The following is a 25,956-nucleotide window of genomic DNA, read 5'->3' on the forward strand; positions in this document are numbered from 1 at the left end:
ACACGAGTATGGTCCAGTTCCATGGCAGATCAGTGGTCCAGTTCCCTCGACGTCCACCTCGGCTGGTCCCCAGGTGAGGGCCGCACCGGCCTCGCCGAGGCCATCCGCGACGCGATCCGCGACGGCCGCTGGACTCCCGGCGCGGCGATACCGTCCACCCGAGCGCTCGCCCACGACCTCGGCGTCGCCCGCGGCACCGTGACCAGGGTCTACGCCGACCTCGCCGCCGAGGGCTACCTGTTGATCAGCCAGGGCGCACCGACCAGGGTGGCCACCACGGGCGCCCGCCCGCAACCATCACCACCTCAGCTCCCGAGCAGATCTGCGTCCCGCTGGACGCTGCGCCCCGGCCAGCCCGACCTGTCCGCCTTCCCCCGCGACGCCTGGTCGTCCGCGACCCGCCGCGTCATGCAGCGCGCCCCGGCCGACGTCCTCGGCTACGCGGAGCCGCACGGCACGCTAGCGCTGCGCGAGGCACTCGCCCGCTATCTCGGCCGCAGCCGCGGCGTGCTGGCCGACCCCGGCCGCATCCTGGTCTGCGCGGGCTTCACGCACGCGATTTCGGTGCTGAGCCGCGCTTTGCTCGACCTGGGGAGCCGCGAACTGGCCTTCGAAGACCCCTCGATGTGGATGTTCCGCGACATCGCGACCGCGGCGGGCCAGCACATCGTCGGCGTCCCCGTCGACGACGACGGCCTCCAGGTGTCCAAAGTAGACAGCCCAGCGGTGATGGTCACCCCGGCCCACCACTACCCCCTCGGCGTGACACTCGCACCCGCCCGCCGAACAGCCCTGGTCCGCTCCGGCGCGACGATCATCGAAGACGACTACGACGGCGAGTTCCGCTTCGACCGCCAGCAAGTCGGTGCCCTGCAAGCACTCGCGCCCGAACGCGTCGTCTACGCGGGCACCGCGAGCAAGACCCTCGCCCCGGCTTTGCGGCTGTCCTGGCTGGTCCTCCCGGCTTCCTTGGTCGACCCGGTCTTCGCGGCTTCTTCGGCGTCCGGCGCCCGCCCCTCGGTCATCGACCAGCTCGTACTGGCCGAGCTGCTCGAATCCGGCGCCTACGACCAGCACGTCCGTCGCTGCCGGACGGAGTACCGCCGTCGCCGGGACCAGCTCGTCGCGGCGTTGCCGGATCACCTTGCGGTACAAGGCATCTCGGCTGGGTTGCAGCTGGTCGTCCGCCTGGGCTGTGAAGACGAAGTCCTTGCTTCGGCCCGTCGTCACTCGCTCGATCTGGAGGTCCTTGGGCCGCATTGGATCGACCGGGATGATCGCGAAGGCGGCATCATCGTCGGGTACGCGGCTCCCGCTCGGCACGCCTTCTCCGGCGCGCTTGGCACGCTGCTGGAGGTTCTGGCCGAGGTCACCCCGGGCTAGGTCTGCCTGGGGTGCTTCTAGGGCGGTCCCGTATGAACATTTCCGCTGCCTGGGTCGGGTGGGCTTTGTGCTCGCCGCGGAAATATCCATACGGACCGAGGGCACCGTGGGTTGCTCTTGCTCCGGCTCACCAGATGCCCGCGACCGTGCTCTGCTGCCCGCATTGGGCGGTGAGTCGGCCAGCCGGGGCTTGGGGGTCGTGAGTGTTGGATGGCGACGGTTCTATTGGCCGGAAGGGCAAACGTGGCGGGCGAGTGGAACCTTTGCTGCGTTAGATGCAGCAGAGGTTCCACTCGCCCGCGGCAAACCGGGGCGTTGTGGGGGGTCGTGAGTGGTACGGCCGGTTCTAACCGGTCTAAACACTCACGACTACCGCCCGCCCAGGGCTTGCAGGTCGGCCTGCCCCGGGGCGATGTGAACCGCCCCGGGTTTGATGGAGGCTCCATCGTGTGAGTGAGGATGGAGTTATGGCCCGGTCTTCGAGGCATCCGCGTGAGGTGCGTGAGCGCGCGGTTGCGCTGGTGTTTGAGCAGGTAGAGCAGTATTCGTCGCAGTGGGAGGCGATCACGTCGATCGCAGCGAAGGTCGGGGTGTCGGCGGAGAGCCTGCGCCGGTGGGTGCGGCAGGCTGAGACCGATCAGGGGGCGCGGTCGGGTGTGACGACCGAGGAGGAGCAGCGGATCCGGGAGTTGGAGCGGGAGAATCGTGAGTTGCGGCGGGCGAACGAGATTCTGAAGGCGGCGTCGGCTTTCTTCGCGAGGGAGCTCGACCCTCGACCGCCACGCTCGTAACGTTCATCACGGAATATAGGGACCGGTTCGGAGTCGAGCCGATCTGTGCCGTGCTGACCGAGTTCGGGATCAAGATCGCTCCGTCCACTTATTATGCCGCCCTCTCTCGCCCGGTATCGGCGAGGGAAGTTCGCGACGAGGAACTGAAAAAGGAAATCCGACGTGTGTATGACGATAATTATCGGGTGTATGGTGCCCGGAAAATATGGTGGCAGCTGAACCGTGAGGGCGTCGCCGTCGGGCGGGGCCGGGTGGAGCGGCTCATGCGCGCGCTGGGCCTGGCCGGCGCGGTCCGGGGGAAGACGGTGCGCACGACGGTGTCCGATCCTGATGGTGTCCGCGCCGCGGACCTGGTGAGACGCCAGTTCGCCGCCGGTGCGCCGAATCGGTTGTGGGTAGCGGACTTCACCTACGTCGCGACCTGGGCGGGCGCGGTCTACGTCGCGTTCGCCATTGACGTGTTCTCCCGCAAGATCGTCGGCTGGCGCGTGAGTATGTCCAAGGAAACCGATCTGGTGCTCGACGCTATCGAGCAGGGGTTGCGGCATAGGGACTACCGGTGGAGCGAGGGGCAAGAAAAGTTGATTCACCATTCCGACGCCGGAAGTCAATATACTTCTTTCCGGTTCACGCAGCATCTTATCGATTCGGGTATCGACGCGTCGATCGGCACAGTTGGCGACGCTCTGGACAACGCACTCGCGGAATCTGCCATCGGTCTTTATAAAACCGAGTTGATTAAACCGAACGGGCCGTGGCACAATAAACAAGAAGTCGACGTCGCCACCGCAGCGTGGGTCGAGTGGTACAACAACCAGCGACTCCATGGAGCGTGCGGCGGCCGACCACCCGTCGAGTTCGAGACCCTGTACGAGTCAGGTGACCTGATCAGCCTGGTCGCCTGACCCCAACAACGAGTCTCTACCGAACCCGGGGCGGTTCAATGGTCGCGGCGGGTGTTATGGGTGGGGCTGGGTTTCGGGTACGAGTGCGCGGCCGGAATCTCAAATTCGGGTGATGCGGTCGAGGTCGGATTGCGGCTGGCTTCAGGCGCGAGTGCGCGGCTGGGCTTAAGCGCGGCCGAGGCTCCCGGTTCGGGGTGTTCAGGCGCGGGTGTGCATGGTGTTGCGTCGGGGAGCGCGGGCCGGGTCGATGAACGCCGGTGGAATGAACTCCGGATGGTCGTCGGCGGCGATCCGGACTTCCCACTGGCTGTGGTGGATCAGTCGGTGGTGGCGGCTGCAGAGCAGCACGAGGTTGTCGATTTTCGTTTCGCCGTGGTGGGCCCAGAAAACAATGTGATGGGCCGTGCATCGCTGCGGAGGCGCATCACAGCCCGGGAAGGCGCAGCCTCGGTCACGGATCGCCAATGCTCGCCGTTGTGCCGGGGTGGCGAGGCGTTGCTCGCGTCCGACATCCAAGGGCTGGCCGTCCGCGCCGAGGGTGACCGGGATGACTTTGCAGTCACACGCCATCCGACGGGTCTCAGCGGCGCTGATATCGCCGACCAGGTCCAGGCGGCCCTGCCCGATGCCGGATCGCAGTTCGTCGAGGCTGATGGTGACCACGACATGCACACTGTCCCCGGCCTGGGTGGGGATTTCCGGGTTGAGCATGCCCATCTGCACGAACTCGGTGAACGCGTCACCCCACCGTTGCCACTGCGACCGGGCATCACGGCCTTCCTCCTCGGTGGCCGGGCGCGGTTTCGCGAGCGGATCCAACAGCGCCTTCAACCGGGCGATGGTGTCGGCGTCGGTTTTGACTTTCAGGCCGTGGGTGCCGTCTCGGTGGGTCACGAACTCCAGCTCCCGCCGCGGCGCCACCGGATCGGGATCTTTCGGCTCACGCCCATCGGGGTCGAGCCGATCCCGCAGATTCGCCGCGGCTTTGGTGATCTCCCTCGGCCCCGCCGTACGAGCCAGATCGACCAGGATGTGTTCCCCGGTCTCGCGATCCTCCGCCGACACCGACGCGGGCAGCCCAGCCAACGCGGTGATGATCGGATCCAACTGCGCCGGACCCAAATCACCACTCAACGCCGCCGCCGCGGCGTAAGGGGCGAGCGCGGGTATCCGCGCGCCACCGTCCTGGCGGAGGTTCAGAGCGCGGGCGCGCTCGACACGGGCTTTCGCCTCCGCGAGTTTGATCTGGACCCAGTCCACCAGCATCTGCGCCACCGTCGCATAGCCGGACACATCCCGCACACCACGCGATTCAACCTCGGCCAGGATCTGACCCTGCTCGGCGTCTAAACGGCGTTTCTCCCTCTCCCGCGCTACATACGCCATCAGCAGCGCGTCATTCTCCCAGCGCCACCACTCGGGTAGCGCTTCGAGGTCAGGGGGCTCTGTGCTGATCACATACTCCACCTTACTCACGTTAAGGGGCGCATGCCACCAGCCACTTGAGCTTCCTCGCTTCCCTTGCCGCGCAACCGCTCCCGAGGCAAGCCGACCCAAAACCTGGGCGGGCAGCGGGAATGTTCATGCGGGACCGCCCTCGTCTGATGTGCTCGGCCGCGGCCGAGGTGGCTGTGTGGGAAATGCGTCGTTGGCCCTGGATCCACCGGCTGGACGACGCAAACCGCGCTCACCCAGGCATTAGGCCCGGTATGAGAGGAGCTTTATCCACGCTCGGTTCGGGTGAGGGCCTCCCTCACCCGCATTTACGGTCGAACTAGGCCCCCACCCACGCCCGACCACACCCCTGACACGCACGAGGCAGCCAAGAAGGGGGTCGTGAGTGTTTTCGCCGGTTAGAACCGGCCGTACCACTCACGACCCCCACGCCGAGCCGACGATCACGTCACCTTTGCCCTTCCGGGCAATAACCCAATGCCGGGCAGTTAAGGCTCGGCCTGCGCTGTCAAGCGACGCGTGAGCACGCGAAACCCGAGTTTGGGCCATCCACTGGCCCAAACTCGGGTTTCGCGAAGACTAGGCCACCGATCGCAAACCCAGCCAACGTCCACAAAGGACCCAAATCCCCGAATTGCGCCCTCAGCGTTACGAACGCCCCGTTCACAACGCGCAACCGACCTACGCGACACCCGCCGAGCAACGGGCTTGACCCGGCTAGGCGAGGAAAGCACGCAGCAGCGAGGCGGTGCCTTCGATGTGCTCGGCCATGGCCTGGCGAGCCGCGGCCGGATTGCCCGCGAGGATGGCGTCGACGATGGCCTCGTGCTGGGTGTTCGAGTGCTCGAGATTCGGCTCCAGCAACGGAATCTGATCGAGCAGCTGGTTGATGCGCATGCGGACGTCGGCCATCGCGGTCGTCAGCGAACCCGACGCCGTGACTTCAGCGATCGCCAGGTGCAGGCGCGAGTCCTTGCGCCGGTAGTCGTCGAGGTCCGACGAGCAGGCCTCGGCCAAGGTCGCCGTCAGGTGCTGGCGGTCGGCCGGGGTCAACGAGCGCGCGGCCGCGGCCTCGGCGGCGCCGGTCTCCAGGACGTACCGCAAGCAGAGCGCGTCCTCGACCAGGGCCGGGTCCATCTTGCGGCCGTCGCCGCCCGGCGCGGGCAGGGTCTCGTTGACGAAAGTGCCGCCGTAGCGGCCACGCCGCGACTCGACGTACCCGGCATCCGACAAAGCCCGGATGGCCTCGCGCAGGGTCACCCGGCTGACGCCCAAGCGCTCGGCCAGCTCGCGCTCCGAAGGCAGGCGCTCCCCCGCCCCGACCACGCCGAGACGGATCGCCTGGAGCAGGCGTTCGACGGTCTCTTCGAAGGCGTTGCCCGTGCGCACCGGCCGGAACAACGCCTCACCGGCATTGGCCACGGGCGCTTCCACGCTACCCAGCTTAAGCGTTCAGCACTCGATCACGTTCACGGCGAGGCCGCCGCGTGCCGTCTCCTTGTACTTGACGCTCATGTCGGCGCCGGTCTCGCGCATGGTCTTGATGGCCTTGTCCAGGGTGACGACGTGGCTGCCGTCGCCGCGCATGGCCATGCGGGCCGCGTGGATGGCCTTGGAGGCGCCGACCGCGTTGCGCTCGATGCACGGGATCTGGACCAGGCCGCCTACGGGGTCGCAGGTGAGGCCGAGGTGGTGCTCGACGCCGATCTCGGCGGCGTTCTCGACCTGCTCGGGTGAGCCGCCGAGCAGCTCGGTCAAGCCGGCCGCCGCCATCGCGGACGCCGAGCCGACCTCGCCCTGGCAGCCGACCTCGGCGCCCGAAATCGAGCCGGTCTGCTTGAGGATCGAGCCGATCGCGCCTGCCGTCAGCAGGAACGTGACCACGCCGTCGTCGTTGGCGCCGCGCATGAAGCGCTGGTAGTAGTGCAGGACCGCGGGGATGATGCCCGCCGCGCCGTTGGTCGGTGCCGTGACCACGCGGCCGCCGGCGGCGTTCTCCTCGTTGACGGCCAGCGCGAAGAGGCTGACCCAGTCCATCGCGTACAGCGGGTCGTCGAGGCCGTCCTCGGCGAGCAGCTTTTCGTGCAAGGCGCGAGCACGCCGCGGCACCTTCAGGCCGCCGGGCAGCACGCCCTCGTGCTCGCACCCGGCGTGCACGCAGTCGACCATGACCTGCCAGATGTCCAGCAGACCGGAGCGCACCTCCTCGCGGGTGCGCCACGCGAGCTCGTTGCGCATCATGATCTCGCTGATCGACAGGCCTGTGTCTGCGCAGTGCTTGAGGAGGTCAGCGCCGGTGCGGAACGGGAACTCCAGCGCGGTGCTGTCCTCGACGACCACGGTGTCCGTTTCGTACGACTCGTCGCGGACGAAGCCGCCGCCGACCGAGTAGTACGTTCGCTCCCGCAGCAAGCCGCCGTCGGCGTCGAAGGCACGGAAGATCATGCCGTTCGGGTGCGCCGGCAGCGACTTGCGGCGGTGCATCGTGAGGTCGGTGTCTTCGACGAACACGATCTCGTGAGAACCGCCGAGCAGGAGCCGCCCGGTCTCCCGCACGGCGGCGATCTTGGCAGGCACAGTGGCGGTGTCGATCTCTTCCGGACGCTCGCCGGTCAGCCCGAGCAGTACGGCCTTGTCGCTGCCGTGCCCGAAACCGGTCGCGCCGAGCGAACCGAACAGTTCGGACTGGACGCGCGCGACGCGGTCCAGGTCGTCGAGACCGTCCACAAAGGTGCGAGCGGCCCGCATCGGGCCGACCGTGTGGGAACTGGACGGCCCGATGCCGATGGAGAAGAGGTCGAACACGCTGATCGCCATTGAGCAGCTTTCCTATCTGGCCAGCAGTGAGCTGGCTTCTTGGGCCGCCGGTCCCTGGGCGGCCAGATGGGCCAGGTTCTCCGGCAGCTCTTCACCGCGATGCTGCTTAGTCTGCGCGAACAACCGGCCCGCGCGGTACGACGAACGGACCAATGGCCCGGCCATCACGCCGGCGAAGCCCATGGCCTCGGCGGCCTTGGAGTGCTCGACGAACTCCTCGGGCTTGACCCAGCGGTCGACCGGGTGGTGGCGCGGGGAGGGTCGCAGGTACTGGGTGATCGTGAGGATCTCGCAGCCCGCGTCGACCAGGTCCTGCATGGCCGGGGCGACCTCGTCTGGGGTCTCGCCCATACCCAGGATCAGGTTCGACTTGGTCACCAGACCGGCCTCACGGGCGGCCGTGATGACCGAAAGCGACCGCGCGTACCGGAAACCGGGACGGATGCGCTTGAAGATCCGCGGCACCGTCTCGACGTTGTGCGCGAGCACCTCAGGACGGGACGAGAACACCTCGGCCAGCTGGTCGGGGTCGGCGTTGAAGTCCGGGATCAGCAGCTCGACGCCGGTGCCCGGGTTCAGCTCGTGGATCTGGCGGACGGTCTCGGCGTACAGCCACGCGCCGCCGTCGGAAAGGTCATCGCGGGCGACACCGGTGACCGTCGAGTAGCGCAGGCCCATCGCTTGGACGGACTCGGCGACCTTGCGCGGCTCGGTGCGGTCCAGCTCGTCGGGCTTGCCCGTGTCGATCTGGCAGAAGTCACAGCGGCGGGTGCACTGGCTGCCGCCGATCAGGAAGGTGGCCTCACGGTCTTCCCAGCACTCGTAGATGTTGGGGCAGCCAGCCTCTTCACAGACGGTGTGCAGACCTTCGCGCCGGACGAGGCCCTTGAGCTCGGTGAACTCGGGCCCCATCCGTGCCTTGGTCTTGATCCACGGCGGCTTCTTCTCGATCGGCGTCTCACTGTTGCGGACTTCCAGCCGCAACAGCTTCCTGCCGTCGGGCGCGGTCACGAAAGCCCTGCGTACAGCGGGTGCTTCTTGGCCAGCAGCTCGACGCGCGTGCGCAGCGCGGCCTGGGTGGCCTCGTCGAGCGTCGGCTTCAGCGCCTCCGCGATGATGTCCGCGACCTCGGCGAAGTCCTCGGCCTCGAAGCCGCGGGTGGCCAGCGCCGGGGTGCCGATCCGCAGGCCGGAGGTGATCATCGGCGGGCGCGGGTCGAACGGGACGGCGTTGCGGTTGACGGTGATGCCGACCGAGTGCAGCCGGTCCTCGGCCTGCTGACCGTCCAGAGTGGACTTGACCAGGTCGACCAGCACCAGGTGCACATCGGTGCCACCGGTCAGCACGCGGACACCGGCGTCGGCACAGTCCAAACGCGACAGACGCTCGGCCAGTATCCGCGAGCCCTCCAGCGTGCGGGTCTGACGCTCGCGGAAGTCCTCGGTCGCGGCGAACTTCAGCGCCACGGCCTTGGCGGCGATCACGTGCTCCAGCGGGCCACCCTGCTGACCGGGGAAGACCGCCGAGTTGATCTTCTTCGCCAGCTCCTGCTTGCAGAAGATCAGGCCGCCGCGCGGGCCGCCGAGCGTCTTGTGCGTGGTCGTGGTGACGATGTCGGCGTGCGGCACCGGCGAGGGGTGCAGCCCCGCCGCGACGAGCCCGGCGAAGTGCGCCATGTCGACCATGAGCTTGGCCTCGACCAGGTCCGCGATGCGGCGGAACTCGGCGAAGTCGAGCTGACGCGGGTACGCGGACCAGCCCGCGATGATCAGCTTCGGCTTGTGCTCGACCGCGAGGCGCTCGATCTCGGCCAGGTCGACGATGCCTGTCTCTTTGTCGACGTGGTAGGCCACGACGTTGTAGAGCTTGCCGGAGAAGTTGATTTTCATGCCGTGCGTCAGGTGCCCGCCGTGCGCGAGGTCGAGACCCAGGATGGTGTCGCCCGGCTTGAGCACGGCGAACATCGCGGCCGCGTTGGCCTGCGCGCCCGAGTGCGGCTGCACGTTGACGTGCTCGGCGCCGAACAGCGCCTTCGCACGGTCGATGGCGAGCTGCTCGACGACGTCGACGTGCTCGCAGCCGCCGTAGTAGCGGCGGCCGGGGTAGCCCTCGGCGTACTTGTTGGTCAGCACCGAGCCCTGCGCCTCGAGCACGCTCACCGGGGTGAAGTTCTCGGACGCGATCATTTCCAAAGTGGACTGCTGACGGGTCAGCTCGGCCTTGACCGCCGCGGCGACCTCGGGGTCGGCCTCGGCGAGTGAGGCGTTGAACAGCGTCATGGGGTCAGTCCTCCTGGGTCAGCGCGGCGTACGCGGCGGCGTCGAGCAGCTCGGGCACGTCGGTGGTACGCACCTTCAGCAGCCAACCCTGGTCGAACGGGTCCTCGTTGATGAGCTCGGGGCTGTCCGAAGTGGCCTCGTTCACTGCGACGACCTCGCCGGTGACCGGCGCGTACAGCTCGCTGACCGACTTGGTGGACTCGACCTCGCCGAACGGCTCGCCCGCGGTGATCGTCTCGCCCGCCTTCGGAAGCTCGACGAACACGATGTCACCGAGCGACTCGGCGGCGAAGGCGGTGATGCCGACCGTCGCGACGTCGCCCTCGATGCTGATCCACTCGTGTTCCTTGGTGTACTTCAGGTTCTCGGGAATGCTGCTCATGTTCGGGAAGCCTCTCAGGCGCGCTTGTAGAAGGGCAGTGCGACGACCTCGACGGTCTCGATCTTGCCGCGGATGTCGACGGAAAGCCGAGTACCCGGCTCGGTGAACGCGAGGTCCACATAGGCCATCGCGATCGGGTAACCCAGCGTCGGCGACAGCGCGCCGCTCGTGATCTCCCCGATCTCGGTATTGTTGGAGCCATTGTCCACGATCTTGTACCCATGGCGCGGAGCGCGCCGCCCGGAGCCCTTCAGGCCCACCCGAATGCGCGGGACGTCCAGTTTGGACAGCTCCTCGAGCGCGGCCTTGCCGACGAAGTCGGCCGGCTTCTCGAACTTGACCACCCGGCCGAGACCCGCCTCGAACGGGCTCAATTCCACACTGAGTTCGTTGCCGTACAACGGCATTCCGGCTTCCAGGCGCAGCGTGTCGCGGCAGGCGAGGCCCGCCGGGAGCAGCCCGTGCGGCTCGCCTGCCTCGGTCAGCAGCGCCCAGACCGCGGGCGCCTCGGCCGCGGCGACGTACAGCTCGAAGCCGTCCTCGCCGGTGTAGCCGGTGCGGGCGAGCAGCACGTCGTGGCCCTTCACGACGGCCGGGTAGCTCGCGTAGTACTTCAGCGAGTCCAGGTCCGCGTCGGTGACCGAGCGCAGGATCTCCACGGCCTTGGGTCCCTGGACGGCGATCAGCGCGACGTCCTCGGACTTGTTCGTGACGACCGCGTCGAACCCGGCGACCCGCTCGGCCAGCGCGGCCGCGACCACGTCGGCGTTGCCCGCGTTCGCCACGACCAGGAACTTCTCGTCTTCGAGGCGGTAGACGACCAGGTCGTCGAGCACGCCGCCGTCTGCGTTGCAGATCATCGTGTAGCGGGCCTTGCCCGGCTTGACCCCGGACAGGTTGCCGACCAGCGCGTAGTCGAGGACGTCCGCGGCCTGCGGGCCGGTCACCTCGATCTCGGCCATGTGCGAGAGGTCGAACAGCCCGGCGGCCTCGCGGACGGCCTTGTGCTCGGCCAGCTCGCTGGAGTACCGGACGGGCATCGACCAGCCCGCGAAGTCGGTGAACAGCGCACCCAGTCCTTTGTGGACCGCGTACAGAGGCGATTCCTTGGTCATCACTGGCCTTCGTAAGCGTTGAGGGGCGGGCAGGAGCAGACAAGGTTACGGTCACCGCGCGCACCGTCGATGCGCCGCACCGGCGGCCAGTACTTGTGCTTGCGGCTGACACCGGCCGGGTAGACCGCGAGGTCACGGTCGTACGGCAGGTTCCACTCGCCGACCAGGGTCTCGGCGGTGTGCGGGGCGTTGCGGAGCGGGCTCTCGTCCGGGCTCCAGCGGCCCTGCGCGACCGCGTCGATCTCGCGGCGGATGGCGATCATCGCGTCGCAGAAGCGGTCGATCTCGCCGAGGTCCTCGCTCTCGGTCGGCTCGACCATCAGCGTGCCCGCGACCGGGAACGACATGGTCGGGGCGTGGAAGCCGTAGTCGATCAGGCGCTTGGCGACGTCGTCGACCGTCACGCCGGTCTCCTTGGTGATGCCGCGCAGATCGAGGATGCACTCGTGCGCGACCAGGCCGTCCTGCCCGGTGTAGAGCACCGGGTAGTGCTGGCCGAGGCGCGCGGCGACGTAGTTCGCGGCGAGCACGGCGACCTTGGTGGCCGCGGTCAGGCCGGGCGCGCCCATCATGCGGACGTAGGCCCACGAGATCGGCAGGATCGAGGCCGAGCCGTACGGCGCGCCCGAGATCGGGCCGACGCCGGTCTCCGGGCCCGCGCCGCCGTGCAGCGGGTGGTTCGGCAGGAACGGCGCGAGGTGCGCGCGCACCGCGACCGGGCCGACGCCGGGGCCGCCACCGCCGTGCGGGATGCAGAAGGTCTTGTGCAGGTTCAGGTGCGAGACGTCGCCGCCGAACTCACCCGGCTTGGCGAGGCCGAGCAGCGCGTTGAGGTTCGCGCCGTCCACGTAGACCTGGCCGCCCGCGTCGTGCACGAGCTTCGCGAGGTCGGCGATGTCGTTCTCGTACACACCGTGCGTGGACGGGTAGGTGACCATGATCGCGGACAGCGTGTCCTTGTGCTGGTCCACTTTGGACTTGAGGTCGTCGAGGTCGACGTTGCCCTCGTCGGTGCACTTGACCACGACCACGCGCATGCCGACGAGCACCGCGGACGCGGCGTTGGTGCCGTGCGCCGACGACGGGATCAGGCAGATCTCGCGCTCGGGCTGGCCGTTGGCGCGGTGGTAGGCGCGGATGGCCAGCAGGCCGGCGAGCTCGCCCTGGCTGCCCGCGTTCGGCTGCAGCGAGACCTTGTCGTACCCGGTGACCTCGGCGAGCCAGCCCGCGAGCTGCTCGACGAGCACGTGGTAGCCCTCGGCGTCCTCGACCGGCGCGAACGGGTGGATGCCCGCGAACTCGCGCCAGCTGATCGGCTCCATCTCGGTGGTGGCGTTGAGCTTCATCGTGCAGGAGCCCAGCGGGATCATGCCGCGGTCGAGCGCGTAGTCCTGATCGGACAGTCCGCGCAGGTAGCGCAGCATGGCCGTCTCGGAGCGGTGCGAGTGGAAGACCTCGTGGGTCAGGTACTCGCTCTCGCGCACGATCCCGGCCGGGAGCGCGGTCGCGGTTTCGAGCTCGGCCTCGACGCCGAACGCGCGCAGCACCTTGGCGGCGATCGCCTCGGTGGTCAGCTCGTCGCAGGCGACGCGAACGTGCTCGGCGTCGACGTGGCCGAGGTTGATGCCCAGCTCACGGGCCTTGCCGTGCACCTTCTCGGCGTCCGCGCGCACGACGATCGTGTCGAAGAAGCCCTCGTGCACCACCGCGTCACCGAGCGCCTTGGCGAGCGAGGCGGCGTGACCGTGCACGCGGGTCGCGATGCGCTTGAGGCCGTCGGGACCGTGGTAGACGGCGTACATGCCGGCCAGCACGGCCGGGAGCACCTGCGCGGTGCAGATGTTGGAGGTCGCCTTCTCACGGCGGATGTGCTGCTCACGGGTCTGCAGCGCGAGCCGGTAGGCGGGGTTGCCGTCGGCGTCGACGGACACGCCGACCAGACGGCCCGGCAGCGAACGCTCAAGCCCGGCGCGCACGGCGAGGAACCCGGCGTGCGGGCCGCCGTAGCCGAGCGGGACACCGAAGCGCTGCGTCGAACCGGCGGCGATGTCGGCGCCGAACTCACCCGGCGAGGTGATCAGCGTCAGCGCGAGCAGGTCGGCGGCGACGGTGTACAGCGCGCCAGCGGCCTTCGCCGACTCGGCGATCGCGGTGTAGAAACCGGCGCCACGCAGCACACCCGACGCGCCGGGGTACTGGACGACGACGCCGAAGAACTCGTCGGGCAGCCCGGTCAGCAGGTCACGGACCTCGACCTCGATGCCGACGGCCTCGGCCCGCGTCTTGACGACGGCGATGGTCTGCGGCAGGCACTCGGCGTCGATGACGACCGTGCTGGACTTGGCCTTCGAGGCGCGGCGCATGAGCGACACGGCCTCGGCGACGGCGGTCGACTCGTCGAGCATCGACGCGTTCGCCGTGGTCAGGCCGGTCAGCTCGGCGACCATCGTCTGGAAGTTCAGCAGCGCTTCGAGCCGCCCCTGCGAGATTTCCGGCTGGTAGGGCGTGTACGCCGTGTACCAGGCGGGACTTTCGAGCACGTTGCGCCGGATCACCGGCGGCGTCACGGTGTCGGAGTAGCCGAGACCGATCATCTGCGTCATCGGGCGGTTCCGGGCGGCCAGCGCACGCAGCTCCGCGGTCGCGTCCTCCTCGGACGCCGCCTCGGGCAGGTCGAGGTCCTTGGTGATGCGAATGGCAGTGGGGACGGCCGCTTCCGCGAGTGCGTCGAGGCTGTTGTAGCCGACCTCGGCGAGCATCTTGGCCTGTTCCGGCTCGGACGGGCCGATGTGGCGGGCGTCGAAAGTCGTACTGGTCAGGGGAGCTCCTCGGTTCTGGCGACGGATAGACCCGTGCGCTGGGAACTCCCCCTCTGTCATGGCACCTGAGAGTTTCACCGCTGCTGAGAGCGGCTTTCACCTTGGGTGAGGCGTCGTAGGTCACGCCTGCTTTCCAGAGTGGCCTCGCGGGGAGCGGTAGTGGTTACCTGAGAGATTCCGGGGAGTTTGCTCCTTCGGTGTCCCACCGACCTCGTGGGACTCTCCCGCTCCTGCTCGAACGGCCCGATATGCAGTTGACTCGCCCGCACCGTACCTGGGCTGGGCCGGAGCCGTCTACCTGAGTGCAGCCAAGACCACAACCCGACCTGACGAACCCGCCGAGGTCATGGCCTTCATCGAGACCGGACCAGCGTCCAGCGATGCGGGCTGGTCGGCTGATCGAGCCAGACGACCTGCTCCTCGGCGGACCGGACGGTGAGGCCGAATCGATCCCAACCAGGCATACCGAGTTCTGTCCAGCTCTTCACAGCGGCTTCGATGGACGACCAGAGACTTCGAGGCCCGCCTTCCCAGACTTCACGCGCTCCGCCGTCCGCGCTGGTCACCTCACACCACGAACCGTCCCGTCCGGTGTAGAACTCGGGACCGATACCGCCTTGTGGATCAGCGGCGAAGCCGAATTCCACCCGCCCAGGCTCGATCAAATGGAGCAGGAACCACAGCGGCGCGTTTTCCCAGAGGCGCTCGGCAGAGACGCTCGTAGTCCGCTGCCGGGCGGTCTGCCGATCGCGCACCGGCGGCCCCGGCAGCTCAAGGTGAAACGCCTGCGATCGAATCTGCATAAAGGTCGCGTTGCCTGGATCGAAGCGTCCTTCGAGGCGGTCGGCATACCGCCGAAGCAAGACCAGATTGCCCACGACGGCATGCACCTTGACGTCGACCAGCACCAGCCCGCCCACGACGGTCTGCTCCGCCCACGACCACGGCACGCGCGGCACAGCACAGGTGGCGATGATCCGCTCGTAAGGCCCGTGGCCAGGAAAACCGTCCGCCCCGTCTGCGACCGCGAGGGTGGGCCGGTAGCCGAGAGCACGCAGATTCGCGGCCGCGCCGTCGACGAGATCGGGATCGATGTCGACCGAGTAGACGTTGTCATCGCCCAGCCGATGGCTGAGCAGCGCGGCGTTGTAGCCGGTGCCGGTACCGATCTCCAGTACTCGGTCACCGGCACGCAAATCGAGGGCTTCGAGCATGCGGGTCATGAGCCCCGGCGCGGACGCCGAAGACGTCGGACCGGTCCGATCGCGACCACCATCGGGAACCTCACCGATTCGGGTGACCAAGGAGGTGTTCGCGTACACGGCCTTGAGCCAGCGATCGCGGGTGCCCGGGTCGCGCGCCGACACCAGTTCCCATCCGCCGGCGCCACGCTGGAAGAACTCCGGGACGAACTTGTGGCGCGGAACCGCCGTCACCGCGGCCTGCCATTCGAACGAGGCAAGCTTGCCTGCCGAGACCAGCTCGGCGCGGAGTTCCTCCGCGCGGCCACGCCAGTCGTCGACGCTAGTCATGGTTTGCCCTTCCCGAGCATGTCCGCCATCGCGGCGACCATTTGAGCACCGGTCTCCGCCTGAAGCCAGCCGAACTGCGGGCCGGTGTTGGCTTCGAGCATCACCCACTTTCCAGCGAGCGTGACCACGAAGTCGAATCCCGCATAGGCCAGGCACATATGCCTCATGTACTCGGCGACCCCGGCGACAACGGATTCGGGAATCGGCACGAACCGATAGGTCAGCGCGGATGGATCGGACCGCCAGTCCGTGTGCGCCCGCTCGTTCGCCGCATGGATCGCGATCGGAAACCAGCTGTCCCCGATCACCGTCAGCCGCACCTCGAACGCCTTGGGCACGAACTCCTGCAAGGTCGTGGCCGTGACAGCGACCCCGCGCAGATCCGCGACATCGTGTTCGGTCAACCGCCGGGTGAACGAGACCTTGACCATGTCACCGTCGGCTGTACCGGTCGGGCCAAGCGCCTTCGTGATCGTGTGACCAGGCCGACGCCTCGCGAACCGTTCGGCGGAGGCTGGATCGCTGGTGATCGCCGTGGCCGCCACGTCAAGCCCGCACGCCACCGCCACGGTCCACTGGTATGGCTTGTAGATGGCGTCCGCGCACCGGTTCGGATGATTGGCCCAGAGCACATCGAGCGACGCGAGAACCCCGCCAAGACCAAGCTTCGCTTCCCGGAAGGCCAGATCCTGTTCCGCTCGTGTCATCGTCTCCGGGAACACATAAGTAGCCGGGTTTCGGCTCCAGATGGCCCGCACCTCGGCCAAGTCCACCTCATGATGCTGGTTCCAGAGGCTGCCCGACCAGCTTCCGTCGCACAGTTCCGCATGCATGCGCAGCTTGCGAGGGAAGTCCTGGAGATCGGTACGAAACACTGGAATATCGCGTTCGGCGAGTGCCTGCACCACAGCATCAGCCGTCGGATCGAAGTCGCGCGCCAGTATGAGTACGGTCATTGTCTACTTCTTCTGCTGCTCTTCCCAGCCCCAGGTCTCATTGTCGCCGCCATCGCCGTCAGTATGCGTGCTCTCGTACGAGGTCCAATCTTTCGCCAGCGTCGGAGCTAGAGGCCGCCCGAGAAGATCGGTGGCGATCTGCCGTTCGCCGTCGTATACGTACCTCGGCCTTTCGGGACCGGGGGCGCTGTGCCGAACACGAAGGACGATCGGTGTCGTCGCAAAGGAAGGCGCCGAGCTGCACGGACCGTTCGCACGGTCACCGGCACGACCGAGATCTGCGGACAAGGGCTCGCCATCGATGAATGAGGTCATGAGAACTCCCGGTTCGGTCGCGCCTGACATTTCATTCGGTGCGATATGAAAGGTCGTGTCAACGTCCCGTCAAGCAATTCGCCCATTTGCCATTCGATTCACCCGGATACAAAGTGTTGCCACTAGCCACGCTAGTGGCGACACTTCTATCCACCCGTAGGAGTCGTGCACCCCGGTAAAACTCCCGACCCGGCGGCGTCGCGCGCGTCCTACCGTCTCGGTGGTGAAGATCTGGACAGAGCTCCCCACCGCCACCGACGTCGAAGCGGCCATCCGCCACTACTTCGAGCTTCTCCAGGCTGAGAAGTTCACCGAGGCCGAACAGTTCGTCTATTGGAGCTCGGTCCGCCACGTGGTCAGCAAGCTCTGGGAAGGCTCGGTCTACGCGGACGGGGTCGTTGACGGGGAGGACGGCGGCGTCGACTACGACGATTGGGAGAAGGACCTGTCCTGGCTCCGCGAACTCGCGCTCGCGAAGTTCGTCTGGAACGGCGACCACGGCGCCTACGTCGAGATCGGCTACCACGCGCGGACCCTCGAAGTCGCGCTGAGTTTCCGTGTCGTCCACACCGACGACGGCTGGGTCCTCGCGGGCCCGGCGACGCTCTGGTAGGTCGTGAGTGTTCCGGCCGGTTAGAACCGGCCGGAACACTCACGAGGCCGTCAGGCGTCCATCATCATTTCGGCCGTGATGGTGCCGCAGAGGTCGGCGCAGCGCATCATCATCGACGCGGCCTCGTGCATCTCGGGGTCGTCGGTCTTCATGCACTCGTCGGCGCACAGGCGCATCATCTGCGCGGCGAGGCCGCACATCTTGGCGCACATGCGCATCATCTCGAGGTCGGCCTTCATGGACGAGCAGCGCATCATCATGTCGGCGCACATGCGGGACATGTCGGCGCACGAGACCATCATCATGCCCATCCGGGCCATGCCCATTTCCATGCAGCTCGACATCAGCTGCTCGCACATCTCATGGCACTGGTTGCACATGTCGATGCACTCTTGGGTCGCCGAGCTCATCTGACGGGTCACCGCGAAACCTCCTGGTCATCGGGGCCGGGGCGGCCGCCGCAGACCAAGATCTACCGCCAGGTGACCCATGCCACAATCCCAGCCACCGGGACGAGTGATCTCAGCCGAAGGACACGGTGCTGGCCAGCGTGGGTGGCCGTTGCACCCGGCCGGACGGCAGCACGAGCTGACGCAACGGCCCGCCCATCGGCACCGGCGGCAGGCCCGACGCGAGCAGCAGGTGCTCGACGATCTGCTCGGACAGCCACGCGACCGTGTCGTTGATCTTGTGGCGATTCACCGTGCCGCCGTCGACCACGTCCGCGTCGTCGATGCGGACGTCGATGCGGGACGGCAGACCCGCCACGATCTGCTCGCGCAGCGAGTCGTTCTCCCGGATGGCGACATCCGAATCCGGCAGCAGGACGTCCCGGTAGACGCGCACCGCGTGCTCGCGCATGCGCGGGCCATAAGTCACGCAGATCGGCAGGTAGCCCTCGGTCGTCACGCGCAGTCCTTGGCGGAACATGGTCGGTGGCACGGCTTTCACGAAACGTGGCGAGACGTCGGCCAGCTCGCGGCCGACCCATTCCAGGCGCTCCTCCAGCGAATCGGGCATGCCGAAATACCGGAAATCCACGTTGCCGAAGCCGAGCGCGTCCGCGATCAGCGAGCCCATCAGGTAGCCGTAGCCCCAGACCGGGGCGAAGACGATCATCGGCGGCGCGTCGACCACCGGCAGGGAGGTCGACGGCGGATGCGTCGATTCCTGTTCCGCCACTTGGATGATCAGGCGCGGCGGGTCCGCCCAGTCGTGGACCATCAGGCGTCGCCAATACAGCCCGAGCGGGCGCCAGAGGTGACCGAGCACGTCGCGCTCGATCAGGTCGCGCGCCTCCTCGTCGGACAGCGGGAGATCGGGCGGCGGGACCACGCCGACGTAATGGTGCAACGTGAGCGGGACGTCCTCGCCGCGGTTCGCCGTGCGCATGCGGAGTTCCCAGTCGATGCGCGACGCCGACAGCTCGTTGATCACCTGGCTCATCGACGACGAAGACACCAGGGAATCCGCGCGGCGCAAGAACCTTCCGGCTTCTTCGATGCCGTCGCGCAAGGACTTCGTCGCCTGCGCGAGGTGGATGCTCGACGTCAGCGAGTCGGGCAGCACACCCGCGGCCTGCAACAGCTCGGCCTCGCCGAGGCCGGTGACTCGCGCCAACGCGGCCCAGTGGTCGAAAATCGTCACCTTGGGCGCGTGGCGGTGCTCGATCCAGCTGCGCAGGGTGGACGTCGGCACGCCGATCTGCCGCGCGGCCTCGTCGAGGGAAAGGCCGCGCGCCTTGAGCCCGGCGCGCACCGTTTCGGCCCAGCGCGCCGCCTGCCACTGGGTCATATTCAGGAAACTAACGAAAACCGCTAGCTTTCGGCAGGGCCAACACGCTGAAGCGGCACCGAATCTGGTCCCATGACGATTACCACGCCACTACTGCTGCTCGTCGGCACCATCGGGTTCGCCGCGGGCTCGCTCATCACCGCGCAGATCGCGGCCTGGTCATTGAAGGCGCGGGAGAACAAGCTCACGGCCGACCGCAAGCGCCTCAACGCGCTGCGCCACGCCGGGAACCTCGCTCCCCCGCGCCTCCAATGAGCTCGGTCAGTCGATGGGCGTGACGTACGCGCCCGCGATGCCGCCGTCGACCAGGAACTGCGACGCGGTGATGAACGACGCGTCGTCGCTGGCGAGGAACGCGACGGCCGCCGCGATCTCCGACGGCTCGGCGAACCGGCCGAGCGGGACGTGCACCAGGCGACGGGCCGCGCGCTCCGGGTCCTTCGCGAAAAGCTCCCGCAGCAGCGGGGTGTTCACCGGTCCCGGGCACAGCGCGTTGACGCGGACGCCCTTGCGCGCGAACTCGACGCCCAGCTCGCGGCTCATCGCGAGCACGCCGCCCTTGGACGCGCTGTACGAGATCTGCGACGTGGCCGCGCCCATCACCGCGACGAACGAGGCCGTGTTGATGATCGAGCCCTTGCCCTGCTCCAGCATGTGCGGCAGGACGTACTTGCAGCAGAGGTACACCGAGGTCAGGTTGACCTGCTGGACCCGCTGCCACGCCTCGATGCCCGTCGTGAGGATCGAGTCGTCGTCGGGCGGGGAGATGCCGGCGTTGTTGAACGCGACGTCGACCGAGCCGTAGGTGTCGACCGTGGTCTGGAACAGGGCCTTGACCTGCTCCTCGTCGGTCACGTCCACCTGCACGAACAGGCCGCCGACCTCGTCGGCCGCCGCCTTGCCCGCGTCGGCGGACACGTCCGCGATGACGACCTTCGCGCCCTCGGAAGCGAGCCTGCGCGCGGACGCGAGCCCGATCCCGCTGCCGCCGCCGGTGATCACCGCGACCCGGCCTTCGAAACGCTGCACCATTGTTCTCAGTCCTCCGTGCTCAGGAATACGTTCTTGGTCTCGGTGAAGGCGTCGACGGCGTCCGGGCCGAGCTCGCGACCGAGCCCGGACTGCTTGAAGCCGCCGAACGGGGTCCAGTAGCGCACCGAAGAGTGCGAGTTGACCGACAGGTTGCCCGACTCGACGCCGCGCGCCACGCGCAGCGCCCGGCCGACGTCGCGGGTCCAGATCGACCCGGACAGGCCGTATTCGGTGTGGTTGGCCATGGTCACCGCGTCGGTCTCGTCGCCGAACGGGACGACCGCGACGACCGGGCCGAAGATCTCGTCCGCGGCCAGCGGGTCCTGGAGGTTGCCAGGCGTGACCACGGTCGGCGGGAACCAGTAGCCGGGGCCTTCCGGCGCGCTGCCGCGGAACGCGACCGGCGCGTCCGCACCAATGTACGAAGACACTTTCGCCTTGTGCGCGGCCGAAATCAGCGGGCCCATCTCGGTCTTCTCCGAGCCGGGATCGCCGACGACGACGCCGTGCACGGCGGGTTCGAGCAGCTCCATGAAGCGGTCGTACACGCTCGCCTGCACCAGGATCAGCGAGCGCGCGCAGCAGTCCTGACCGGCGTTGTCGAACACCCCGTACGGCGCGGTCGCGGCGGCCTTCTCCAGGTCGGAATCGGCGAAGATGATGTTGGCGTTCTTGCCGCCCAGCTCCAGCGTCACGCGCTTCACCTGCGCGGCGCAGCCGGCCATGATCTGCTTGCCGACCTCGGTCGAGCCGGTGAACACCACCTTGCGTACCGCGGGATGGTCCACGAAGCGTTGCCCCACAACGGATCCCTTGCCGGGCAGCACCTGGAAGACGTCCTCGGGGATACCGGCCTCGCTGGCCAGCTCGGCGAGCCGGAGCGCGGTCAGCGGCGTGACCTCCGCCGGCTTGAGCACCACGGTGTTGCCCGCGGCCAGCGCGGGCGCGAAACCCCAGCCCGCGATCGGCATCGGGAAGTTCCACGGCACGATCACGCCGACCACGCCCAGCGGTTCCTGGAACGTGATGTTGACCCCGCCCGGCACCGGGATCTGCTTGCCGTTCAAGCGTTCCGGCGCGGCCGAGTAGTAGTTCAGCACGTCGCGGACGTTGCCCGCTTCCCAGCGCGCGTTGCCGATGGTGTGGCCGGAGTTGGTGACTTCCAGCTGAGCCAGGTTCTCGATGTCGGCGTCGACGGCGTCGGCGAACCGGCGCAGCAGCCGAGCGCGATCGCCGGGCGAAACGGCCTTCCACGCCGGGTACGCGGCCTGCGCGCGGGCGATGGCCGCGTCGGTCTCTTCGAGCGTGGTCAGCGCGACCGACCGCACCACCTCTTCGGTGGCTGGGTTGATCACGTCGAACGTGGTCATGCTTTCTCCTTCGCCGCGGCCACGAGAGCCTCGAAAAGCCTTACGTCGTCGATGTTCTGTTCCGGATGCCACTGCACACCCAGCACGAAGTCCTCGCCGGGCAGCTCGGCCGCCTCGACCGTGCCATCTTCGGCCCAGCCGACGGGCACGAGGCCCTCGCCGAGCCGGTCGATCGCCTGATGGTGGTAGCAGTGGACCTTGGTGTCGGCGCCCAGGATGGCCGCCGCGCGGCTGCCTTCCTTCAGCTTGATCTTGCTGTCGCCGAAGGTCGCGGGCGCGGGCTGGTGCTCGGTGCTGCCGGACGCGTCCGGGATGTGCTGGGTCAGCGTCCCGCCGAGCGCGACACTGAGAACCTGCAGGCCACGGCACACTCCGAGGACCGGGAGCCGCTGTTTCAAGGCTTCGGAAAGCAGACCGAACTCGAACGCGTCGCGGTTCGGCCGGGTGTAGGTCGTCGCGTGCGGCTCCTGGTCGTAGCGCGACGGCTCGACGTCAGCGCCGCCGACGAGCACCAGACCGTCCACAGCGGACACGAGCGACTCGTACTCGTCGCTGACCGGCGGCAGCAGCACGGGCACTCCACCGGCCGCGACCACGCAGTCCACGTACACCCGGTGCAGCAGCGCCGCTTCGGTCTCCCAGACCAGGAAACGCGCGGGCTCTATATAGGTGGTGAGCCCGATCAGCGGCTTAGAGCCGTTCGAAGCCACGGATCCGCTCCCAATCGGTGACGGCCGCGTCGAAAGCGGCGAGTTCGACGCGCGCGGCGTTGAGGTAGTGGTCGACCACGTCGTCGCCGAAAGCGGTCCTGGCCAGCTGGCTCTCGCCGAACAGCGCCGCCGCCTCACGCAACGTCGACGGCACGGTCGGCTTGTCGGAGGCGTAGGCGTTGCCGGTGAACTCCGGCTCCAGCGGCAGCTCGTTCTCGATGCCGTGCAGCCCGGACGCGATCAGCGCGGCGACCGCGAGATACGGGTTGACGTCCCCGCCAGGCACCCGGTTCTCGGTGCGCAGCGACTCGCCGTGCCCGACCACGCGCAGCGCGCAGGTGCGGTTGTCGGTGCCCCAGGCGACCGCGGTCGGCGCGAAGCTGCCCGGCACGAAACGCTTGTAGGAGTTGATGTTCGGCGCGAGGAAGTAGGTCAGCTCGCGCAGCCCGGCGAGCTGACCGGCGAGGAAGTGCTCCATCAGCTTGGAGAACCCGCCCGGCCCGTCGCCGGCGAGCACGGCCTCGCCCTCGGTCGAGCGCAGGCTGATGTGGATGTGGCACGAGTTGCCCTCGCGCTCGTTGTACTTCGCCATGAAGGTGAGCGCCTTGCCCTCCTGCGCGGCGATCTCCTTGGCGCCGTTCTTGTAGATCCCGTGGTTGTCGCAGGTGGCGAGCGCGTCGGTGTAGCGGAAGGCGATCTCGTGCTGGCCGGGGTTGCACTCACCCTTGGCGGACTCGACGTACAGCCCGGCGCCGGTCATCTCGTTGCGGATGCGGCGCAGCAGCGGCTCAATCCGGGCGGTGCCGAGCATCGAGTAGTCCACGTTGTACTGATTGGACGGTCGCAGGTCCTGATAACGCTTGTCCCACGCGGATTCGTAGGTGTCGTCGAAGACGATGAACTCCAGCTCGGTGCCGACGAACGCGCCGAGCCCGCGCTCGGCGAGCCGGTCGAGCTGCTTGCGCAGGATCTGGCGCGGCGAGGCGGGCACGTCGCCGCCCTGCACCCATTCGAGGTCGGCGAGCACCATCGCGGTGCCCTCCTGCCACGGCACCAGGCGCAGCGTGCCGAAGTCGGGGCGCAGGACGAAGTCGCCGTAGCCGGTCTCCCACGACGACATCGCGTAGCCGCCGACGGTGTTCATGTCGACGTCGACGGCCAGCAGGTAGTTGCAGGCCTCGGTGGCGTGCGAGACGACCTCGTTGAGGAAGTACTCGGCGGAGCAGCGTTTGCCCTGGAGCCTCCCCTGCATGTCGGTGATCGCGATGAGCACGGTGTCGACCGTCCCGTCGCCGACCAGCTCACGCAGCCGGTCCAAGCTGAGCATGCCCTTGCCAGCCATCCGAGCCCTCCTTCTAAAGGATCGAATCAGATCCTTTGCCGGTTCTTCCTACCTGACGGCCCTGGCCAGGGTCAACAGTTCAATGGTCTCCGTTCAGACCTTTTGGATGCGCCGCCGCCGGGCAGAGTCTAGGGTCGTCGCTGTGACCGCGGGCATCGTCGACGTGTGGATGCAGCACCCGAACGAGCGGTTCATGGCCGCGCCATGGCTGGAGTCGATCCTGCGCTGGACCGGCAGGCCGCGCGAGGTCCCCCAGGTCGCCGCGACACTGGCCGCGATGGACGAGGCGCACGTCGGCTTCGGCCTGCTCTCGGCGTGGCACGGGCCGTCCGGCGCGCTCATCTCCAACGACGAGGTGGCCAGGCTGGTCGAGGCCCATCCCGACCGGTTCGCCGGCGTCGCGACCGTCGACCTGACCGACCCGATGGGCGCGGTCCGGGAAATCCGCCGCTGCGTGCGCAACCTGGGCTTCGTCGCGGTCCGCGTCGTGCCGTGGCTGTGGAACCTGCCGCCGGACGACCGGCGCTACTACCCCGTCTACGTCGCCTGCGTCGAGCAGGAGATCCCGTTCTGCACGCAGATCGGGCACACCGGCCCGCTGCTGCCGTCCGAGCCTGGCCGCCCGATCCCGTACCTCGAACGGGTGCTGCTCGACTTCCCCGAGCTCGTGGTCGTCGGTGGGCACGTCGGGTACCCGTGGATGTCCGAAGTCCTTTCGCTGGCGATGAAGTTCCCGAACTTCCACATCGACACCTCGGCCTACGCGGTGCACCGGCTGCCGGCCGAGCTGGTCGACTACATGCGCGGCCACGGCCGCACCCGGGTGCTGTTCGGCAGCAACTACCCGATGCTCAGCCCGGCACGCTGCCTCAAGAACCTCGCCGACCTCAACCTCGACGTGGAGGCGTCCGAGCTGTACCTCGGCGGCAACGCGCAGCGGATCTTCCGCGTCGGTTAGCCGGTTAGCTGAGAGAACCCTGTGGATCTCTGCGTTCAGGCACAAACCGGACCGGTCCCGCGTTGGACAGGGCAAGAGAGGTGAGATGAAATGACTTCCGCATTCACGCAGACAGGTTTCACGCAGCCGCAGGCCAACGCGCAGGCTCCCGCGATGCCGTCCGGGTGGCCCATCGCTTCGTACGACTCGTACGAGGCCGCCCAGCGTGCCGTCGACCATCTCGCGAGCACCGACTTCCCGGTCACCGACGTGACCATCGTCGGGGTGCAGCCGCTGCTGGTCGAGCGCATCGCCGGCAAGCTGACCATGAGCAAGGTGCTCAGCAGCGCCGCGATGTCCGGCGCCATCTTCGGCCTGTTCCTCGGCCTGATGCTGAGCCTGCTCAACCCCGGCGTCGGCCTGGTGTCGATCGGCATCGGCCTGGTCGCCGGTGTCGGCTTCAACCTGCTGTTCGGCGCGCTCGGGTACGCCGCCAACAAGAACAAGCGCGGCTACTTCTCGCAGAGCCAGCTCGTGGCTCAGCGCTATGACGTCCTTTCCCAGCCGCGCAGCGCGGAAAAGGGCCGAGACCTGCTGGCGAACATGGCGGCTCGCGCCGCACTGTAGGTCGTGTTTCTCGGGTCCGGTGCGTGAGAGTCGTGATCCAGGTTGTTCCTGGCGGTGCCGCGGCATCGCCCTCGTACCGGGTTGTACTCGGGTGATGCCGCGGTGCCGCCAGGGACGACCTGGGCGCGGCTATCGCGTGCCAGACCCGAGAAACACGACCTGTCGCCCGGCTTGCCCGGAGGGCCTCGCCAGGACTGATCCTGGCGGGGCTTTTCGTTTTCGCATGTGATCCACGACTCGCGCCGTAACGGATCACCCCGCTCGACGATGCTTAGGGCAATACGACATCTGGGGGTAAAACATGACGAATCCGACACCTGACGCTCCGGAGTACCCGGCGACGCAAGGCTATGTGTACGAGCAGCCGGTCACGCCGGTGGCCACGCCTCCGAAGCCGAAGCGCACCGGTCTGATCGTGCTGTCGGTCATCGCCGTGCTGCTGCTCGGCGGCGCGACGGCGTTCGGCGTCCTCTACTTCAAGGAAAAGGACCACGCGTCGTCCGTCTCGCTGGAGCTGGACAGCACGAAGAAGGACCTCACCGCCTCGGCGCAGCGGGAGAACGCGGCGAAGGCGGACCTCGCCAAGGAGCAGGACCTGCGCAACAAGGCCGAGGAAGCGCAGAAGAAGGCGGAAGGCGCGAGCACGTCGAACAAGGCGTGCCACGAAGCCGCGAACAACCTGCGCGCCGCGGCCATCTCCCAGGACGAGAAGAAGGTCGAGGCCGCGTTCGAGGCCGTCTTCCTCAACTGCTGAGAAAACCGGGCGGGTGAGCCCCGACGCT

24 protein-coding genes, 1 riboswitch and 1 other annotated feature are annotated in these 25,956 nt (G+C 67.8%); of the genes, 7 read left to right on the plus strand and 17 right to left on the minus strand.

The window, feature by feature from the left end:
• The first annotated feature begins 21 nt into the window (after positions 1-21).
• Together AB5J62_RS31710 and AB5J62_RS31715 are read left to right on the plus strand one after the other, a co-directional pair.
• Complete coding sequence (locus tag AB5J62_RS31710; RefSeq protein ID WP_370943664.1) at positions 22-1,383, plus strand: PLP-dependent aminotransferase family protein; 1,362 nt, start codon at positions 22-24, stop codon at positions 1,381-1,383.
• A 467-nt stretch (positions 1,384-1,850) separates the two neighbouring features.
• Positions 1,851-3,079, plus strand: a protein-coding gene (locus tag AB5J62_RS31715) for an IS3 family transposase (RefSeq protein WP_370943665.1) whose coding sequence is annotated in 2 segments (ribosomal slippage) — positions 1,851-2,130 and positions 2,130-3,079 — 1,230 coding nt in all. Because the reading frame shifts where the segments join, the coding sequence is not laid out codon by codon here.
• Positions 2,129-2,257: a sequence feature (AL1L pseudoknot), on the plus strand. Its footprint overlaps the gene before it by 129 nt.
• Positions 3,080-3,277: 198 nt before the next feature.
• Here AB5J62_RS31715 and AB5J62_RS31720 read toward each other — a convergent pair.
• The 11 genes from AB5J62_RS31720 to AB5J62_RS31770 all read right to left on the minus strand — a co-directional run bounded on the left by AB5J62_RS31720 (position 3,278) and on the right by AB5J62_RS31770 (position 16,749).
• Positions 3,278-4,537 carry a DUF222 domain-containing protein gene (locus tag AB5J62_RS31720; RefSeq protein ID WP_370943666.1) on the minus strand — a complete coding sequence of 420 codons (1,260 nt, stop codon included), beginning with the start codon at positions 4,535-4,537 and terminating at the stop codon, positions 3,278-3,280.
• Positions 4,538-5,251: 714 nt separating this feature from the next.
• Positions 5,252-5,956, minus strand: a complete 705-nt coding sequence (locus AB5J62_RS31725; protein WP_370950394.1) for a FadR/GntR family transcriptional regulator — start codon at positions 5,954-5,956, stop codon at positions 5,252-5,254.
• 30 nt (positions 5,957-5,986) lie between these two features.
• Positions 5,987-7,351: an L-serine ammonia-lyase gene (locus AB5J62_RS31730; RefSeq protein WP_370943667.1), complete on the minus strand. Its 1,365-nt coding sequence runs from the start codon at positions 7,349-7,351 to the stop codon at positions 5,987-5,989.
• 12 nt (positions 7,352-7,363) lie between these two features.
• Positions 7,364-8,362, minus strand: coding sequence for a lipoyl synthase (gene lipA, locus AB5J62_RS31735; protein ID WP_370943668.1), 999 nt, complete (start codon positions 8,360-8,362; stop codon positions 7,364-7,366).
• Positions 8,359-9,630 carry a serine hydroxymethyltransferase gene (glyA, locus tag AB5J62_RS31740; protein WP_370943669.1) on the minus strand — a complete coding sequence of 424 codons (1,272 nt, stop codon included), beginning with the start codon at positions 9,628-9,630 and terminating at the stop codon, positions 8,359-8,361. Before glyA ends, lipA begins: the two co-directional genes overlap by 4 nt.
• 4 nt (positions 9,631-9,634) lie before the next feature.
• The gene (gcvH, locus tag AB5J62_RS31745) at positions 9,635-10,012 is read right to left on the minus strand and encodes a glycine cleavage system protein GcvH (protein ID WP_370943670.1); all 378 of its coding nucleotides are present in this window, start codon (positions 10,010-10,012) and stop codon (positions 9,635-9,637) included.
• Between the two features lie 14 nt (positions 10,013-10,026).
• Positions 10,027-11,127, minus strand: a complete 1,101-nt coding sequence (gcvT, locus tag AB5J62_RS31750) for a glycine cleavage system aminomethyltransferase GcvT (protein ID WP_370943671.1) — start codon at positions 11,125-11,127, stop codon at positions 10,027-10,029.
• Positions 11,127-14,006, minus strand: a complete 2,880-nt coding sequence (gene gcvP, locus AB5J62_RS31755) for an aminomethyl-transferring glycine dehydrogenase (protein WP_370943672.1) — start codon at positions 14,004-14,006, stop codon at positions 11,127-11,129. Before gcvP ends, gcvT begins: the two co-directional genes overlap by 1 nt.
• Positions 13,990-14,093: riboswitch (glycine riboswitch) on the minus strand. It overlaps the preceding gene by 17 nt.
• A 206-nt stretch (positions 14,094-14,299) precedes the next feature.
• Positions 14,300-15,478 carry a methyltransferase domain-containing protein gene (locus AB5J62_RS31760; RefSeq protein ID WP_370943673.1) on the minus strand — a complete coding sequence of 393 codons (1,179 nt, stop codon included), beginning with the start codon at positions 15,476-15,478 and terminating at the stop codon, positions 14,300-14,302.
• Positions 15,475-16,434, minus strand: a complete 960-nt coding sequence (locus AB5J62_RS31765; RefSeq protein WP_370943674.1) for an MvdC/MvdD family ATP grasp protein — start codon at positions 16,432-16,434, stop codon at positions 15,475-15,477. Before AB5J62_RS31765 ends, AB5J62_RS31760 begins: the two co-directional genes overlap by 4 nt.
• A gap of 3 nt (positions 16,435-16,437) precedes the next feature.
• Complete coding sequence (locus AB5J62_RS31770) at positions 16,438-16,749, minus strand: putative ATP-grasp-modified RiPP (protein WP_370943675.1); 312 nt, start codon at positions 16,747-16,749, stop codon at positions 16,438-16,440.
• Between the two features lie 223 nt (positions 16,750-16,972).
• Here AB5J62_RS31770 and AB5J62_RS31775 point away from each other — a divergent pair, with 223 nt between their 5' ends.
• Positions 16,973-17,362: a hypothetical protein gene (locus AB5J62_RS31775; RefSeq protein ID WP_370943676.1), complete on the plus strand. Its 390-nt coding sequence runs from the start codon at positions 16,973-16,975 to the stop codon at positions 17,360-17,362.
• Between the two features lie 50 nt (positions 17,363-17,412).
• Here AB5J62_RS31775 and AB5J62_RS31780 read toward each other — a convergent pair whose 3' ends face one another.
• Positions 17,413-17,784 (minus strand): hypothetical protein, encoded by a 372-nt coding sequence (locus tag AB5J62_RS31780; protein WP_370943677.1) that lies wholly within the window; start codon positions 17,782-17,784, stop codon positions 17,413-17,415.
• A 100-nt stretch (positions 17,785-17,884) separates the two neighbouring features.
• On the minus strand, positions 17,885-19,156 hold the full coding sequence (locus AB5J62_RS31785) for a helix-turn-helix domain-containing protein (protein ID WP_370943678.1): 1,272 nt from the start codon (positions 19,154-19,156) through the stop codon (positions 17,885-17,887).
• A gap of 72 nt (positions 19,157-19,228) precedes the next feature.
• Between AB5J62_RS31785 and AB5J62_RS31790 the strand changes: the two genes are divergently transcribed.
• On the plus strand, positions 19,229-19,411 hold the full coding sequence (locus tag AB5J62_RS31790; protein ID WP_370943679.1) for a hypothetical protein: 183 nt from the start codon (positions 19,229-19,231) through the stop codon (positions 19,409-19,411).
• A gap of 6 nt (positions 19,412-19,417) precedes the next feature.
• Here the strand turns inward: AB5J62_RS31790 and AB5J62_RS31795 are convergent, their stop codons facing one another.
• From AB5J62_RS31795 to AB5J62_RS31810, 4 genes are read right to left on the minus strand one after another with little or no spacing between them, the layout of a single operon-like run.
• Complete coding sequence (locus AB5J62_RS31795; RefSeq protein WP_370943680.1) at positions 19,418-20,188, minus strand: 3-oxoacyl-ACP reductase; 771 nt, start codon at positions 20,186-20,188, stop codon at positions 19,418-19,420.
• A 5-nt stretch (positions 20,189-20,193) separates the two neighbouring features.
• Complete coding sequence (locus tag AB5J62_RS31800) at positions 20,194-21,558, minus strand: aldehyde dehydrogenase (protein WP_370943682.1); 1,365 nt, start codon at positions 21,556-21,558, stop codon at positions 20,194-20,196.
• Entirely contained in the window at positions 21,555-22,268 is a 714-nt protein-coding gene (locus AB5J62_RS31805) for a gamma-glutamyl-gamma-aminobutyrate hydrolase family protein (protein ID WP_370943683.1), read from the minus strand. The genes AB5J62_RS31800 and AB5J62_RS31805 overlap by 4 nt, the downstream gene beginning before the upstream one ends.
• Positions 22,249-23,595 carry a glutamine synthetase family protein gene (locus AB5J62_RS31810; protein WP_370950395.1) on the minus strand — a complete coding sequence of 449 codons (1,347 nt, stop codon included), beginning with the start codon at positions 23,593-23,595 and terminating at the stop codon, positions 22,249-22,251. The genes AB5J62_RS31805 and AB5J62_RS31810 overlap by 20 nt, the downstream gene beginning before the upstream one ends.
• A gap of 157 nt (positions 23,596-23,752) precedes the next feature.
• Between AB5J62_RS31810 and AB5J62_RS31815 the strand changes: the two genes are divergently transcribed.
• The 3 genes from AB5J62_RS31815 (at position 23,753) to AB5J62_RS31825 (ending at position 25,928) form a co-directional block, all read left to right on the plus strand.
• Positions 23,753-24,568 (plus strand): amidohydrolase family protein, encoded by an 816-nt coding sequence (locus AB5J62_RS31815; protein ID WP_370943684.1) that lies wholly within the window; start codon positions 23,753-23,755, stop codon positions 24,566-24,568.
• Between the two features lie 90 nt (positions 24,569-24,658).
• Positions 24,659-25,174 carry a general stress protein gene (locus AB5J62_RS31820; protein WP_370943685.1) on the plus strand — a complete coding sequence of 172 codons (516 nt, stop codon included), beginning with the start codon at positions 24,659-24,661 and terminating at the stop codon, positions 25,172-25,174.
• Positions 25,175-25,475: 301 nt separating this feature from the next.
• A complete protein-coding gene (locus AB5J62_RS31825) occupies positions 25,476-25,928 on the plus strand; it encodes a hypothetical protein (protein WP_370943686.1) in 453 nt (150 codons plus the stop codon).
• Positions 25,929-25,956: the final 28 nt, after the last annotated feature.

This window comes from Amycolatopsis sp. cg5 (assembly GCF_041346955.1).
Taxonomy (GTDB): Bacteria; Actinomycetota; Actinomycetes; order Mycobacteriales; family Pseudonocardiaceae; genus Amycolatopsis.

Bases quoted from the DNA above. Each gene is read 5' to 3' on its own strand.
- AB5J62_RS31785 (WP_370943678.1), bottom strand. From the start codon at position 19,156: ATGACCCAGTGGCAGGCGGCGCGCTGGGCCGAAACGGTGCGCGCCGGG.
- AB5J62_RS31770 (WP_370943675.1), bottom strand. From the start codon at position 16,749: ATGACCTCATTCATCGATGGCGAGCCCTTGTCCGCAGATCTCGGTCGT.
- AB5J62_RS31810 (WP_370950395.1), bottom strand. From the start codon at position 23,595: ATGCTCAGCTTGGACCGGCTGCGTGAGCTGGTCGGCGACGGGACGGTC.
- AB5J62_RS31795 (WP_370943680.1), bottom strand. From the start codon at position 20,188: ATGGTGCAGCGTTTCGAAGGCCGGGTCGCGGTGATCACCGGCGGCGGC.
- gcvP (WP_370943672.1), bottom strand. From the start codon at position 14,006: ATGACAGAGGGGGAGTTCCCAGCGCACGGGTCTATCCGTCGCCAGAAC.
- AB5J62_RS31765 (WP_370943674.1), bottom strand. From the start codon at position 16,434: ATGACCGTACTCATACTGGCGCGCGACTTCGATCCGACGGCTGATGCT.
- AB5J62_RS31730 (WP_370943667.1), bottom strand. From the start codon at position 7,351: ATGGCGATCAGCGTGTTCGACCTCTTCTCCATCGGCATCGGGCCGTCC.
- AB5J62_RS31820 (WP_370943685.1), top strand. From the start codon at position 24,659: ATGACTTCCGCATTCACGCAGACAGGTTTCACGCAGCCGCAGGCCAAC.
- AB5J62_RS31790 (WP_370943679.1), top strand. From the start codon at position 19,229: ATGACGATTACCACGCCACTACTGCTGCTCGTCGGCACCATCGGGTTC.
- gcvT (WP_370943671.1), bottom strand. From the start codon at position 11,127: ATGACCAAGGAATCGCCTCTGTACGCGGTCCACAAAGGACTGGGTGCG.
- glyA (WP_370943669.1), bottom strand. From the start codon at position 9,630: ATGACGCTGTTCAACGCCTCACTCGCCGAGGCCGACCCCGAGGTCGCC.
- AB5J62_RS31800 (WP_370943682.1), bottom strand. From the start codon at position 21,558: ATGACCACGTTCGACGTGATCAACCCAGCCACCGAAGAGGTGGTGCGG.
- AB5J62_RS31825 (WP_370943686.1), top strand. From the start codon at position 25,476: ATGACGAATCCGACACCTGACGCTCCGGAGTACCCGGCGACGCAAGGC.
- AB5J62_RS31710 (WP_370943664.1), top strand. From the start codon at position 22: ATGGCAGATCAGTGGTCCAGTTCCCTCGACGTCCACCTCGGCTGGTCC.
- gcvH (WP_370943670.1), bottom strand. From the start codon at position 10,012: ATGAGCAGCATTCCCGAGAACCTGAAGTACACCAAGGAACACGAGTGG.
- AB5J62_RS31760 (WP_370943673.1), bottom strand. From the start codon at position 15,478: ATGACTAGCGTCGACGACTGGCGTGGCCGCGCGGAGGAACTCCGCGCC.